Origin of the sequence: Sorangium sp. So ce385 (assembly GCF_051474135.1) — a bacterium.
GTDB classification, from domain to species: Bacteria; Myxococcota_A; Polyangia; order Polyangiales; family Polyangiaceae; genus Sorangium; species Sorangium cellulosum_D.
Window position 1 is genome coordinate 5,293,927 of record NZ_CP150337.1, and the last position, 13,649, is coordinate 5,307,575.

Below are 13,649 nucleotides of genomic sequence, written 5' to 3' on the forward strand. Positions count from 1 at the left end.
CACCCGGCGGCGGCGAGCGCAGCGAGGGAAAGGCAGGCGACCAGACCACGATGGCGACGACCGGTGGTAGACATGGTAGGACCTCGTCAGGAGTTGGGGGAGGGTGAAGCCGTCCCGTGCGGGGACCGCCACGAGCGCAACCGACGATCCTACCAGACGGCCGCGCGGGGGAGCACCCACAACTCCAAAACACCCTCGGAACTGACGATCGTGTGGATCGACGACGACGGCGTGATCCGCGTGCGATCCAAGGGGATCGGCGTCCTCGCGAGCGGCAGCTCGGGAACCGTGATCGACGAGGACATCGTGAAGCGCACCGCCCGCGGATGGAGGATCGCCGAACGCAAGGTCAGGAGGAAGGCGAGCGCTCCCTGACACAGGCGCCGAGCCGCGGTCAGCGCGGGCCCGCCCGACGAGCTCTCGTGGGACAGCTCACGCGGGCGCCGTGGCAGGCCGCCGCTGCGCACCCATCGCGGTCGAGCGCCCCGCGCGGGTCCTTTTGTTTTGACATCGGCCATGTTAACGTTAACATCAGGGTCTCCGGCGCGGATCCTTGCTCAATCAGGTGCGTGAGCCCGCCCGCCCTGGGCGGCGAAACCTCGCAGATCCCCGACCGGCTAGGTCCAACATGAAGCGGCGAGAACTCTCTTTCTTGGGAGCGCAGTCTCTGGCGCTCGTCATCGCTGGTCTCTGGCTCACGGCTTGCGACTCGTCGGGCCAGGCGTCGAGCGGCGCCGGCAGCGCGGGAGGCGGCGGTGGACAGGCCGAAGGCGGCGGTGGACAGGCAGGAACTGGCACCGCCACGACCGGCAGCACCAGCAGCGTCGCCACGACCGGCAGCTCCGCCACGACCGGCGGCACCGGCGGCGGCACGGGCGGGACGATCGATCCCGGGGAGGGCGGCGGCGGGATCGGCGGCGGTGGCGGCGCGGACGACGCGCCACCCCCGACGGAGTTCGACAATCCCATCATCAAGTACGACGCGCCAGATCCGACGAGCGGTCCTGGAGACCCCATTTTTACCGCGGATGCCGCCGCGATGGTCTGGAACAACAAGGTCTACCTGTATACCGGCCATGACGAGCAGGCCGAGGGGGCGAGCGGTTATCGCATGTTCGACTACCGGCTCTGGACCTCGTCCGACATGGTCCGCTGGGAGAACAAGGGCGCGGTGATGCGCTACGATGTGTTCTCCTGGGCTCGCGGCGGCGAGTCGACGGGCAACGCCAATGCGGGGCAGGTGGTCCATCGCGACGACAAGGACGGCAACGCGAAGTTCTATTTCTACGCACCGGTGGAGGGCGGCCAGTCCGGCTACGGGATCTCGATCGGCGTCGCGGTCGCGGACAAGCCGGAAGGACCATTCAAGGACGCACGTGGAGTCCCGCTCATCTTCTTGGCCGACACCCAGGGCACGGCAGAGCATTCGTGGCGCAACCTCGACCCGACGGTCCTCGTCGACGACGACGGCCGGGTCTACATGTACTGGGGAAATAAAGTCCTGTACTGGGTCGAGCTCGAACAGGATATGATCCACCTGAAGGGGGAGACCTACACCACCGACGGCAGCGGAAAGATGCAGAACCGCAGCCTCGGCAGCGCCCAGATCCATGTGCTCAAGGACATCCCCAGCTACACCGAGGCGCCGTTCCTCTCCAAGCACGGCAGCCTCTATTACTTGACGTACGCTTCCGGGTTCCCGGAGACCATCTCCTACGCCACCAGCACATCGCCGGAAGGGCCGTGGCAACCTCGGGGCGTCATCCTGGACCGGGTGCCGAACAGCGACACCATTCACCAGTCGCTCTTCGACTTCAAGGGGGCCAGCTACCTCACGTACCACAACGCCGGGCTGCCGACCGGCGGCAGCTACCGGCGATCGACATGCGTGGATCGCGCCTACTTCAACGACGACGGGACCCTCAAGAAGATCGTTCCGACGCACAAGTGATCGGTCGCGAGCGCGTCGCGTCGCATCCGGCGTCCCGGTCGTCCTGAAGGGGCACCTCGTGCGGCGCGCTTGACAGCGGCGAGAGCTCCGGCGTCTCGTACGCCCCGCAGCGCGGGGCGTGGATCGTGTGCCCCGGGCGCGCTGCTGCAGGAGGTCGCATGATTCGACGGATCTGGCACGGCTGGACAACCCCCGAGAACGCAGACACCTACGAGGCCCTGCTCACGTCGGAGATCTTCCCCGGGATCCTGGCGAAGCAGGTGCGAGGCTTCCGCGGCATCGAGCTGCTCCGGCGCCCGCTCGGGGACGAGGTCGAGTTCGTCACCATCATGGGGTTCGACGCGATCGAGGCCGTGAAGGCGTTCGCCGGCGAGGACTACGAGACCGCGTACGTGCCAGCCAAGGCGCGACAGGTCCTCGCCCGCTTCGACGCCCGATCGCAGCACTACGAGGTCCGCGAGACGCGCGTGAGCGAGGACCCGTGAGCCAGCGCGAGCAGCGCCGGCGAACCGTGATCCCTGCGTGACCCCTCCCGGCAAGCGTGACGCCGGCGGCCACCCCCCGACCCGCTACGCCACCACGCCCGCCCGCTCCATCGCCCCCCGCGCGCTCGCCACCGCCGCGAACCGCTGCGCCAGGTACTCCGCCACCCGCGCGTGCTGGCTGAACACCGCGTTGAACCGGAGGTGCGGATCGCCCGCCCCGTCCGCCATGAACGTCGCCCCGCGCGCCAGCAGGATCTTGTTGAGATAGGCGTCCTTCACCAGCTCGTCGACGTCCACGCCGCGCGGCACCGCGCCCCAGAGGAACAGCCCGCCCTCGCCCGGATGGTCGAGCAGCACGCCGGCGTCGCGCAGCCGGCGCGCCGCCGCGTTCCGCGCCGCGCCGAGCTTCTGCTGCAGCCGGTCGATGTGCTTGCGCCACCTGCCGGCCGACAGCACCTCCAGCAGCACGAGCTCGTTCAGCGCGGCGGTCGTCAGCACCGAGTAGATCTTCTCGCGCAGGAGCGGCTTCAGCCGCCCCGGCTCGGCCGCGATGTAGCCCAGGCGCAGCGCCGGGCTCAGCGCCTTGCAGAAGCTCGAATAATAGACGACCCCGTCCAGCCCCGAGAGCTGCGCCAGCCGCGTCGGGTGCCCGGGGTGGAAGTGACCGTGCACGTCGTCCTCGGCGATGAGCACGCCGTGCTGGTGCGCGATCAGCAGCACGCGGTGCAGGTTGGCGGCGCTCGAGCCCCACCCGGTCGGGTTGTGCAGCACGCTCTGGAGGAACATCAGCTTGGGCCGGTGCTCGCGGCACGCGGCCTCCAGCGCCTCGAGGTCCACGCCGTCGGGCCTCCGCGCCACCGGCACGATGCGGTAGCCCGCCTGCCGCAGGCGGCCGAATATCAGGAAATAACCGGGGTTTTCCACGAGCACCGCGTCGCCCGGCTGGAGGGTGCTCCGGCAGATCAGGTCGATGGCGTGCGTGCCGCCCCAGGTGGTGAGCACGCGGCCCGCGTCGGCCGGGATGCCCTGCGCGCGCAGCAGCGTCGCGATCCGCTCGCGCAGCGCGGGCAGCCCCTGCGGCGGGCAGCGCGCCGCCATGCCGGCGTCGCTCCGGGCGAGCGCGCGCTGGAGCACCGTCGCGGGGATGGCGTCGCTCAGCCAGCTCGCCGGAAGGGCGCCGCTGCTCGCCAGCAGCACGCCGGCGCGCTGGTCGTTCGACTGCTGCGCCAGCCACACCGGCTCCTGCTCCTCCCCGGCCTCGAGCCACGCCTCGCTCGGCATCGGCGACGCCGCCTCGCACACGAAGTATCCGGCGGTGCCGCGCGATTCGACGAGCCCGGCCGCCGCCAGCCGATCGTAGGCCGCAACCACGGTGTTGGGGCTCACGCCCAGCTGACCGGACAGCTGGCGGATCGACGTCAGCCGCGCGCCGGGCGGCAGCCGCGCGCCCTCGATTAGCGCGCGCAGCCGCGCCTCGATCTGGTCGGCCAGGGGAACGGCGGAGTCGCGGTCGAGCGAGAACATGGGTCAGCGCAGGAACAGGAGCGCCAGCACCGCCAGCGCGCCGGCCATGATGCCATTGAACACCCGCTGCCGTCGCGGATCGGTCAGAAATCGCCGGAGCGCCACGCCGAACAGCGCCCACGCCGAGATGCACGGGAAGATGACGACGAGGCCGACGGCCGACACGAGCAGCGCGCCGCTCGCCGCGCCCATGCCCGCCGGCATGAACACCGAGGCCACCGTGATCGCCTTGACCCAGCTCTTCGGGTTGACGGCCTGGAACATCGCCCCCTGCGCGAACGACAGCGGCCGCGGCACCTCGGCGCCCTTGAGGGCGGCGCCGCCGGTCAGCCGCCACGCCAGCACGAGCAGGTACAGCGCGCCGGTCACGCGCAGCACGCCGTGGAGCGCCGGGTACGCGGTGAACAGCGCGCCCAGGCCGAGGCACACGACGAACGTCTGGACCGCGCCGCCCACGCTGATGCCCAGCATATGCGGCAGCGTCCCGCGGTAGCCGAAGTTGGCGCCCGAGGCGGTGAGCATCATGTTGTTCGGTCCGGGGGTGCTGGACATCACGAAGCAATAGGTCGCAAGGGGCACGAGCTCGGTCATCGCGGGTCGCTCCGGTCAGGGATGGGCCAGAGCGTAAGAAGGCGGCGCTCGCCGGTGAAGGCACAGGGGCCGCGCCGCGCGAAAGCACTGTGTCAGTCGTGAGACCGGTACAGCGCCGATCCCGACGCGCTCGCCTGCGCGAGGTCCTTGGTGGTGAGCGAGCTCGAGACGGCGGGCGCGTGACCGCCGCCTCGCCGCGCGTTCTGCGCCTCCGCCGTCACCCCGGGCCCAGCTCCGCCGGCAGCCCGAAGACCGGGAACACCTCGCGGATCATGAAGTGATCGATGCTCGCGACGGCCCCCGCGCGCACGGTGAGCACCTGGATCGCGTGCAGCGTGAGCGGCTGTCCGGGCGCGAGCCGCCGGTAGAGCGCGAACGCAGGCTGGCCGTTCGCCGCCGTGCGGACCGCCCGCTGCGCGGCGCATCGGAAGGTCGCGAAGCGGGCCCGGAAGAAGGCCTCGTTCGCCGCCCGCCCGGCGATCCACGTCGGCGACGGCGGCATCGCCGTCCGTACGTCGTCGTGGAGCAACGCCACCAGCGCGCCGACGTCGGCGTCCTCGAACGCGCGCACGTACCGCGCCAGCAGCGCCTCGTCCACCTCGGTCGCGGCCTCCGCGAACGCCGACGCGCCCCGGCCGCCGAGCTTCTCCTCGACCGTCCGGCGCGCGCGAAAGAGCGCGCTGTTCGCCGCCGAGAGGCCGATCCCCAGCGCGCCCGCGGTCTCTTCGGCCGAGAGGCCGACCACGTCGCGCAGGAGGAGCGTCGCGCGCTGCACCGGCGACAGGATCGAGAGCGCCGCGACGAACGCGAGGGCGACGCTCTCCTTCAGCGTGTACCTGGCCGCGGGGCCGGCCTCGTCCGCACCCTCGAGCCACACGTCCGGCGCCGGCTCGATCCACTCCGGCTCCTCGCTCGCCGGCGCGACGGGGGCGTGCGGATCGGCCGCCGGGCGCGCGTCCGCAGGGTGCGCTCGCTTGGGCCGGCGCTTCAGCTCGTCCAGGCAAGCGTTCGTCGCGATCCGGTAGAGCCACGGCCGGAGCAGCGCCCCGTCCTCGAGGCTGTCCCGGGCGCGCCACGCGCGGAGCAGCGTCTCCTGCACGAGGTCGTCGCTGTCGTGCGAGGAGCCGAGCATCCGATAACAGTGGAGGCGGAGCGGGCCGCGGAGCGGCGCGATCGCCTCGAGGAACGACGGATCGATCTCGTGGGGCATGGCTCTTCCGGGGGCGCGCTGAAGCCTACTGCATGCTCGCCAGACCGTCCGCGTACGCGCGCTGTACGCTGCTTCGCGCGACCATGCGCTCGAGCCAGGCGACAACCCGCCGGTGCGGGGCGAGATCGAGGCCGTAGGTCGGCGTGAGGTGGTAATGCGCGGCGAGCGCGAAGTCGGCCAGCGACAGGCGCCCGGTGACGTACTCCTTGCCGTCCAGCGCGGCGTCGAGCACCGCCGTGCACTGCGCGAACTCGGCCGTGCCGGCGTCGATCGCGGCCTGGTCGGGCGCGCCTTGCCCCGTGAGCTTCTTCACGACGCGCTCGAAGGCCACCTTCGCGGTCGCCGGGCTGAGATAGGCGAGCTGCCACGACAGCCATCGATCGACGTCCGCCTGCTCGCGGGCGCCGGCCGGCACGAGCGACGTTCCCTGCTTCGCGGCGAGGTAGCGGATGATGGCGTTCGACTCCCACAGGACGAAGTCCCCGTCCTCGAGGACCGGCACCCGGCCGTTCGGGTTCTTCGCGAGGAACGCGGGCGCGCGCGACGCGCCCTTGAGGATATCGACGTGCACGTGCTCCAGCGCGATGCCGAGCTCGTAGGCGACGGCGCGGACCTTGCGGGAGTTGGGCGAGTAGGCGAAATCATACAGCTTCATCGGGCGCTCCAGGTCGGTGGGGGCATCGATGCCCCTCTTCCCTTCAAGACTGCGCGCCGGTGCGAAACTGTTCGGGGGGCGAGAAAAAAATCGCGGCGGGGGCGGCCCGCGCCCTGTGCGCTCGGGCCACCCCCGCCGGCCCGGGTCACGCGTGCCCGTGGAGGCCGAGCAGGCAAGCCAGGACGCCCGCTCAGTCGCAGCCCCCGACGCTCCACATGCCCGGCGCCTCCACGTGGAGCGTGACGACCTCGCCCTTGTCGAACCCGAGCGCCTCGTGCGCGCCCGTGGTGCGGTATCCGAGGAAGATCTGCTCGTCCCCGAAGTCCACGAGCTGCTTCTGCGCGCGGCCGTGGATCTCGTGCTCCGCCACCGAGGCGGTGATCGCGTTGCAGGCGAAGGGCACGTAGCTCACGTGCGCGAGCATGATCGGCCCCGCCGCGTTGAAGCCCGTGATCGAGAGGCCGGTGAACTGCCCGTCCGCGTCGTCGCTGCTCGGATCGGTGAGCGGCGTGAAGGTCCGGCCGCCCTCCGCGTTGTAGAGGTTGGCGAGGGAGCTCGGCGAGCTCGGGTTGTCCGCCATGAAGGCGACCTTCCCGGCGCTCGCCTTCCTGGCCTCGTCGATGCGGTAAATCCCCACGCCGCCGGAGACATCCTCGAAGTCGAACCAGCGCTGCAGGCCGCGGTCGTAGCCCTCGTTCTGCCGGTTCTCGACCAGGAAGTACTGGTCCGGATCCGAGGTCTCGATCTTGTAAATCGTCGGAGCGACGCTCTGCCCGAAGAGCTCCGCGCCGGCCGACTGGACGATGGGAATGTCGTGCGCCGGCGCCCCGGGCTCGATCACGGTCGGCGCGAGGAATCCGGCCTTGAGCCGGCTCCAGGCGCCCATCGCCACGGGCACCGAGCCGGCGGGCGCCCCCTCCGTGCTCCCCCAGCTCCCGCTCGCCATCACGCACCACGCCCCGACCGGGGTCGGGCCCTTGTAGAGATCCGGCAGCCCGATCGCCGCGTGCCCGAGCTCGTGGACGATGACGCCCACGGTGGCCGGCATCGTGGTGGGCACGCCGCGGATCTTGTGGACCTGCCGCTCGCCGATCGCGGCGTAGCCGGGGAGGACCTTCCCGTCGAGCGTGATCGGCGCCTCAAAGGGCTTCGCGTGCGCCCACACGGACGGTGTCTTGCTGCCGTTCGAGGTCTCGTAGCCGGCCACGACGAAGAGCACGTTGAGCTCGTCGCCGCGGACCTTGCCGTCGGCGTTGACGTCGTACGAGGCGAAGTCGACGAACGGGTTCGCCATCACCAGCGCCTCCTTCAGGTAAGGCTCGAGGAGCGCGAAGTCCTTCTTGCTGTTCGGGTGCGCGAACGGCAGCTTGATCCGGACGATGCCGTCGTTCGCCGTGCCCTGCGTCTCCCGCGCGCGGGTGAACGAGAACTTCCCGCGCGACATGTCGGCGTAATAGTGGTTCACCGAGCCCGGGAGGCTCCCGTACAGGGTCTGCTTCCAATGCGCGATGTCGGTCTCGAAGTTGCCGGTGAACGCGCCCGGCAGGGCGATCCCGCCCCCCTGGGTGAACTCCAGCTGGATGGTGAGCAGCGGGCGCCGGATGGCGGAGGTCGCGGTCAGACCCGCCGCGCGCGGGAGCGCGCCCGCGGCGCGCGGGATCGCCGCCTCCCAGAGGGCGTCGAGCGCCTCGTCGTCGATGCGCGGGAGCAACGCCGGATCCACGGCGCCGCCCTGCGCGCGGAGATCGCGGACCAGCACGCCGGAGGGGACGAGCGCGAGGGCGCCGCTCCTGGTCGAGCCGAGCTCGGCGACCTCGTAGTCGCCCGAGAGGTCGTTGAGCACGACGACGGTGCCGTCCGCCATCCGCAGGTAGTCGAAATGCTCGTCGCCGATCACCTCGGCGCGGAAGGTCGCGCCGGTCGTGTCGAGCGGGACGTCGCGCAGCCCGGGCTCGGCGCTCACCGCCGCCGCCGGGCGGCTCACCGAGACCGCGCTCGCCAGCACCGCGAGCCCGACGAGCCCGAGCCTCGCCCCGCCCCGCGCGCCGAAGATCCCCTGGTGCTCCACCTTGCCCGCGCCGCTGTACCGAGACGTCATGTCCGCATCCTCCTCAATCCGCGTTTCGCCGCGTTCGAGGAGGACGCATCGCAACCGGTGTGCCGCGCTGACGGGCGGCGCGGATCGCCGCGTTTTCAGGCCGATCCGCGCGTCGTGGGCGAGCGCCGCGCCCCGCGCCGACACGCCGCCGGGACAGCTGTCACGCGCGCGCGACGGCGGCTGTCGCGGCGGCATGACAGCGGTCCTCCCGGCGCGCCGGCGTGGCCCCGCGGGCACCGGCGCGGCCCCGCGGGCGCGCTGGTTCCTGATTGACGCGGCTTCCCTCGAGGGCACCATGGCGATCATGGGCGACGATCCCGGGGCGACCTGCACGCTCACGAGCTTCGATCAGGGGCGCTCCCTCCGGCTCCCGGCGCTCTCCGTGACGGTCGCCCTCCCGGACCGGCGCACGCTCACCGCGCCGCTCGAGCTGCGCCCCCTCGTCGTGGGGGCGGGCGCCGACTGCGATCTGGTGCTCGCCGACCCCCGCGCCTCGCGCAGGCACTGCGAGATCCGGTTGACCGAGCAGGGGGTGCTCCTGCGCGATCTGGGCAGCAAGAACGGCACGCTGGTCCGCGACGTCCGCATCCGCGAGGCCTTCCTCCCGCCCGGCGTCCCCGCCACGGTCGGCGGCTCCGAGATCGTCGTCGGCCCCGCGGGCCCCGCGGCGGTCCTGCCGCTCTCGGCCGCGGACGCGTTCGGCGAGGCCGCGGGGCGGAGCCTCCCGATGCGCGCCCTGTTCGCCCGGCTGGAGCGCGCGGCCCCGACCGACGAGACGCTGCTCCTGCTCGGCGAGTCGGGCACCGGCAAGGAGGTGCTGGCGCGGGCGATCCACGCGCGGAGCCGCCGCAAGGACGGCCCCTTCGTGGTCGTGGACTGCGGCGCCATCGCCCCGAACCTGGTGGAGAGCGAGCTCTTCGGCCACGCCCGGGGCGCGTTCACGGGCGCCGCGGCGGCGCGGCCGGGCCTGCTCGAGCAGGCGAGCGGGGGCACGCTCTTCATCGACGAGATCGGCGAGCTCCCGCTCGACCTCCAGCCGAAGCTCCTCCGCGCCATCGAGGGGCGGCAGATCCGGCGCCTCGGGTCGAACGAGTGGATCCCCTTCGACGCGCGCATCGTGGCGGCCACCCACCGGAACCTGCGCGCGAAGGCCCAGGAGGGCTCGTTCCGGGCCGATCTCTACTTCCGGCTGTCGGTGGTCGAGGTCCACGTCCCCGCGCTCCGGGAGCGCAAGGACGACATCCCGCTCCTCGTCGAGCGCTTCCTCGTCGCGCGGGACCCGCCGCGCGCGCTCGCGGATCTGCCGCCGGGCGCGCTCGCGCTGCTCGAAGCCTACGACTGGCCGGGGAACGTGCGCGAGCTCCGGAACACCGTGGCGCGGCTCGTCTTGTTTCCCGAGCTGCTCCACGAGATCGTCGGCGCCGCGCCGCCGGCGCCCCGGGGGCTCGATCCATCCGGCGCGGCGCCCTCCGGCGCGGCTTCCTCCGGCGGGGCGCCCGCCGGCGAGGCGCCCCCGGGGCCCGGGGATGCCCGCCTCCGCAGGCTCCTCGAGCTGCCGCTTCCCGAGGCGCGGGAGGTCGTGCTGGAGGAGCTGGAGCGCGCCTACGTCACCGAGAAGCTCCGCCAGCACGGGGGCAACATCTCGCACGCGGCCGACGCGATGGGCGTCTCCCGCCAGCTCGTCCACCGGCTGATCCAGCGCCACGGCCTCCGCGCCCGATGATCCGGCCCCCCGACGCCGACGAGCCCCGCATCGCGGCCCCGCCGTGGCCGCGGCGCGGGCGCGACGACGCGACCCTCACCGGCCCGGCCCCGCCCGCCGCGCCGGGCGTCCTGCCCGACGGCGCGCCCGGCGCACCCGAGGCCGCGCCCGCGGCGCCCGAGCCCACCCCCGACCTCGGCCTCGGCGAGGAGAGCCGCCGCCCGAGCGCCGCGCCGGACGCGACCTCGCCGATCCCGCCCTCGCTCCACGCCCGCTTCGAGGACTTCCACCTCCTCGGCCGGGGCGGCATGGGCGTCGTCTACCGGGCCCGGGACCTCCGGCTCGGCCGGCGCGTGGCCATCAAGCTCCTCGCCGCGGGCGCGCAGGTCGACGGGAGCTTCCTGCGCGAGGCGCGCTCCCAGGCGCGGCTCCGCCACGAGAACGTCTGCGAGGTCCACGAGGCCGGCGTCGCCGATCACGTGCCGTTCCTCGTGATGCGCTACATCGACGGCCGGTCGCTCCAGGAGGCGCGCGGCGACCTGACCCTCGAGGAGAAGGTGCGCGCGGTCCGGGCCGTCGCCGCGGCGCTCCACGAGGCGCACCGGCTCGGCCTCGTGCACCGCGACGTGAAGCCGAGCAACGTCATGCTCGAGCGCGGCGAGGACGGGGCCTACCGCCCGTACCTCATGGACTTCGGCATCGCGCGCGAGGCCGGGGAGAGCGGGCCCACGCTCACCGGCGCCCTCCTCGGGACCCCCGCGTACATGGCGCCGGAGCAGGCGGCGGGGCGGGTGCGCGCCCTCGACCGGCGGACCGACGTCTACGGCCTCGGCGCGACCCTCTACGCGCTGCTCGCCGGCCGGCCGCCGTTCGTGGGGGGCGCGGTGATGGACGTGCTCCGCCAGGTGCTGGAGGACGACGCGCCGCCGCTCCGGACCCTGGACCGCGACGTCCCTCGGGATCTCGAGGCGGTGGTGATGCGCTGCCTCGAGAAGGAGCCCGGCGCGCGCTACGCGTCGGCGCGGGCGCTCGGGGAGGACCTGCAGCGCTTCCTGGACGGCGATCCGGTGCTCGCGCGCCGCGCCTCCCTCGGCCGCCGCCTCGCCCGGCAGGCGCGGCGGCACCGGGCGGCGGTCGCGGTCGCGGCCGCGCTGGTGGTCGCCGCGCTGGTCGTCGCCGGCGTCTTCGTCCGAGGCCGCCGCGCCGCCGCGGAGCAGGCCACGCTCGGGCGCGAGCTCGGCGAGACCGTGAAGGAGATGGAGCTCTTCCTCCGCGGCGCCCACGGGATGCCGCTCCACGATGTCGAGCGCGAGCGCGACGTGGTCCGCGCCCGGCTCCGGGCCGTGGAGGCCCGCATGGCGCAGGCGGGCGAGGCCGGCCGCGGCCCCGGGGAGTACGCGCTCGGCCGCGGCCTGCTCGCGCTCCAGGAGCCGGCCGCCGCCCTCGAGCACCTCCGCGCCGCCGAGCGGGCCGGGTACCGGTCGCCGGGGCTCGACTACGCCGCCGGGGCGGCGCTCTCCGAGCTCTACCGCCGCGGCCTGGAGGAGACCCGCCGCATCCGCAACCCGGCGCAGCGCGAGGCGCGGATCGCGGCGCTCGAGGCCGAGCTCAAGGCGCCGGCCGTCGCGCACCTCCGCGCGGCGCTCGGCGGCGCCGCCGCGGCCCTCGAGGCGCCCGCGTACGCCGAGGGGCTGCTCGCGCTCGCCGAGGGGCGGCACGAGGCGGCGCTGGAGAAGGCCCGGGAGGCGTTCGCGGGGGCGCCGTGGCTCCACGAGGCGAAGAAGCTGGAGGGCGATGTGCTCTTCGCGATGGGGAGCCGCCACCGCCACGACGCCGCCACCTTCGATTTCGAGAAGATGAAGGGCCCGTTCGAGCGCGCCGCCGAGGCGTACGGGACCGCCGCGGAGCACGGCCGCTCCGACCCCTCGGTCCACGCGGCCGAGTGCGAGCTCTGGGCCCAGACCATGCGCTCCGCCGGCATGCACGGCGACTCGATGCGCCCGAGCTTCGCGCGGGCGCGGGAGGCGTGCGGGCGGGCGATCGCCGCGAGCCCGCGCAGCCCCGAGGCGTACGTGGCGCTGGCCCGGGTCCACAGCGCCTTCGCGTGGTGGATCGCGGTCGGGACGCAGCTCGGCGAGGACGCGGAGCCGGCGCTCGGCGAGGCGAGCGCGCGCGCCGAGGAGGCGCTCCGGCGGAGCCCGGACGACGCCATGGCGCGGTACGTGGCCGCCAGCGTGTCCCGGGCGCGGGCGTACCGCGCGAACCTCACCGCCCGCGAGCAGGGCGAGGCCCTCGAGCGCGCCGTCCAGGGCTACGAGGCCGCGCTCGAGCGCGAGCCCGACTTCGCCTGGGCGCTCAACGAGCTCTGCGCCGTCCTCGCCGAGCGCGGCCGCTACCTGTCCCTGCGCGGTCAGGATCCGGCGAGCTCCTTCGAGCGCGCCAGGGTCCGCTGCGACCACGCCCTCGCGCTCGATCCGGGCTTCGGCCACGCGCGCACCTCGCGGCTCATCCTCGGCGTCCACGAGGTGGAGCACCTCGTCCGCGCGGGCCGCTCGCCCGACGAGGCGGTCCAGCGGGCGCGCGGGATCATCGACGGGATCCAGCGAACGGACCCGTCCTGGAAGTGGGCCCCGTACTGGCGGGTCTGGCTGGACCACGCGCTCGCGCAGCACGCGCTCGACGCCGGCGCCGACCCCGGCCCGGCGCTCGCGCGCATCGAGGCGGGCGCGCGGGAGATGGCGCCGGGCGCGGTCGCGTTCCCGGCGTCGCTCCGGGCGATGCTGGCGATCCTCGAGGCGCGCGTCCGGACGGCGCGCGGCGAGGATCCGGAGCCTTCGATCCGGGTCGCGCGCGAGGTGCTCGATCGCACCATCGCCGAGGCGCCCTGGGACGTGTGGGAGCGGGTGAAGCGCGCCGAGGCGGAGCTCGTCGGCTTCCAGGGGAGCGCGGCGCGGGGTCGCCCGGACGCGGCGCGGCTCGACGCGGCGCTCGCGCCGCTCGGCCCGGTGCTCGACGAGCCCCGCGCCGATCCGCGGCTCTACGCGCTGCTGGCCGAGATCTACGAGGCCCGCGCCGCCGTCCGGGCGGACCGCCGGGAGGACGCCGCCGCCGACGTCGCCGAGGGGCTGCGGCACGCGGAGGCGGCGCTCGGGATGAACCCGCGGTCCGACCGGGCGCTCGTCGCCCAGGGCAAGCTCTGGCTGCTGCGCGCCGCGGCGGCCCCCGACGCGGCGGCCCGCAGGGAGGCCGCCCGGCGCGGGGCCGCGGCCCTCGAGGCGGCGATCCAGGCGAACCCGCTGCGCGCCCGGACCGTGGGCGCGCGGCTCGATGAGGCGCGGCGGATCGCGGGGGAGGCGCCCGCCGCGGCCGCGCCCTGAGCGCGCCCGCGGGTCTTGGGGCTCACCGCCGTGCGGAGCCCCCGAGGGCCCCGGCG

10 protein-coding genes are annotated in these 13,649 nt (G+C 73.8%); 5 read left to right on the forward strand and 5 right to left on the reverse strand.

Annotated features, from left to right (window positions below; all coding sequences use genetic code 11):
- The first annotated feature begins 72 nt into the window (after positions 1–72).
- The 3 genes from WME83_RS19370 (at position 73) to WME83_RS19380 (ending at position 2,436) form a co-directional block, all read left to right on the forward strand.
- A complete protein-coding gene (locus WME83_RS19370; RefSeq protein ID WP_437322012.1) occupies positions 73–375 on the forward strand; it encodes a hypothetical protein in 303 nt (100 codons plus the stop codon).
- Between the two features lie 277 nt (positions 376–652).
- Entirely contained in the window at positions 653–1,951 is a 1,299-nt protein-coding gene (locus tag WME83_RS19375) for a glycoside hydrolase family 43 protein (RefSeq protein WP_437320764.1), read from the forward strand.
- Between the two features lie 158 nt (positions 1,952–2,109).
- Complete coding sequence (locus WME83_RS19380) at positions 2,110–2,436, forward strand: antibiotic biosynthesis monooxygenase (RefSeq protein WP_437320765.1); 327 nt, start codon at positions 2,110–2,112, stop codon at positions 2,434–2,436.
- An 84-nt stretch (positions 2,437–2,520) separates the two neighbouring features.
- Here WME83_RS19380 and WME83_RS19385 read toward each other — a convergent pair whose 3' ends face one another.
- The 5 genes from WME83_RS19385 to WME83_RS19405 all read right to left on the reverse strand — a co-directional run bounded on the left by WME83_RS19385 (position 2,521) and on the right by WME83_RS19405 (position 8,514).
- The gene (locus tag WME83_RS19385; RefSeq protein WP_437320766.1) at positions 2,521–3,960 is read right to left on the reverse strand and encodes a PLP-dependent aminotransferase family protein; all 1,440 of its coding nucleotides are present in this window, start codon (positions 3,958–3,960) and stop codon (positions 2,521–2,523) included.
- A gap of 3 nt (positions 3,961–3,963) precedes the next feature.
- Positions 3,964–4,551 (reverse strand): LysE family translocator, encoded by a 588-nt coding sequence (locus WME83_RS19390; protein ID WP_437320767.1) that lies wholly within the window; start codon positions 4,549–4,551, stop codon positions 3,964–3,966.
- 217 nt (positions 4,552–4,768) lie between these two features.
- A complete protein-coding gene (locus tag WME83_RS19395) occupies positions 4,769–5,761 on the reverse strand; it encodes an RNA polymerase subunit sigma-70 (RefSeq protein WP_437320768.1) in 993 nt (330 codons plus the stop codon).
- 25 nt (positions 5,762–5,786) lie between these two features.
- On the reverse strand, positions 5,787–6,416 hold the full coding sequence (locus WME83_RS19400) for a glutathione S-transferase family protein (RefSeq protein WP_437320769.1): 630 nt from the start codon (positions 6,414–6,416) through the stop codon (positions 5,787–5,789).
- A gap of 190 nt (positions 6,417–6,606) precedes the next feature.
- Positions 6,607–8,514 carry a M6 family metalloprotease domain-containing protein gene (locus WME83_RS19405; protein ID WP_437320770.1) on the reverse strand — a complete coding sequence of 636 codons (1,908 nt, stop codon included), beginning with the start codon at positions 8,512–8,514 and terminating at the stop codon, positions 6,607–6,609.
- Between the two features lie 193 nt (positions 8,515–8,707).
- Here WME83_RS19405 and WME83_RS19410 point away from each other — a divergent pair, with 193 nt between their 5' ends.
- Both WME83_RS19410 and WME83_RS19415 read left to right on the forward strand, forming a co-directional pair.
- Positions 8,708–10,237 carry a sigma 54-interacting transcriptional regulator gene (locus tag WME83_RS19410; RefSeq protein ID WP_437320771.1) on the forward strand — a complete coding sequence of 510 codons (1,530 nt, stop codon included), beginning with the start codon at positions 8,708–8,710 and terminating at the stop codon, positions 10,235–10,237.
- Positions 10,234–13,593: a protein kinase domain-containing protein gene (locus WME83_RS19415; protein WP_437320772.1), complete on the forward strand. Its 3,360-nt coding sequence runs from the start codon at positions 10,234–10,236 to the stop codon at positions 13,591–13,593. The genes WME83_RS19410 and WME83_RS19415 overlap by 4 nt, the downstream gene beginning before the upstream one ends.
- The last annotated feature ends 56 nt before the right edge of the window (positions 13,594–13,649 follow it).

Excerpts from the sequence above, each read along its gene's own strand:
- WME83_RS19395 (WP_437320768.1), bottom strand. The coding sequence starts at position 5,761 with ATGCCCCACGAGATCGATCCGTCGTTCCTCGAGGCGATCGCGCCGCTC.
- WME83_RS19405 (WP_437320770.1), bottom strand. The coding sequence starts at position 8,514 with ATGACGTCTCGGTACAGCGGCGCGGGCAAGGTGGAGCACCAGGGGATC.
- WME83_RS19415 (WP_437320772.1), top strand. The coding sequence starts at position 10,234 with ATGATCCGGCCCCCCGACGCCGACGAGCCCCGCATCGCGGCCCCGCCG.
- WME83_RS19410 (WP_437320771.1), top strand. The coding sequence starts at position 8,708 with ATGACAGCGGTCCTCCCGGCGCGCCGGCGTGGCCCCGCGGGCACCGGC.
- WME83_RS19400 (WP_437320769.1), bottom strand. The coding sequence starts at position 6,416 with ATGAAGCTGTATGATTTCGCCTACTCGCCCAACTCCCGCAAGGTCCGC.
- WME83_RS19380 (WP_437320765.1), top strand. The coding sequence starts at position 2,110 with ATGATTCGACGGATCTGGCACGGCTGGACAACCCCCGAGAACGCAGAC.
- WME83_RS19370 (WP_437322012.1), top strand. The coding sequence starts at position 73 with ATGGTAGGACCTCGTCAGGAGTTGGGGGAGGGTGAAGCCGTCCCGTGC.
- WME83_RS19390 (WP_437320767.1), bottom strand. The coding sequence starts at position 4,551 with ATGACCGAGCTCGTGCCCCTTGCGACCTATTGCTTCGTGATGTCCAGC.
- WME83_RS19385 (WP_437320766.1), bottom strand. The coding sequence starts at position 3,960 with ATGTTCTCGCTCGACCGCGACTCCGCCGTTCCCCTGGCCGACCAGATC.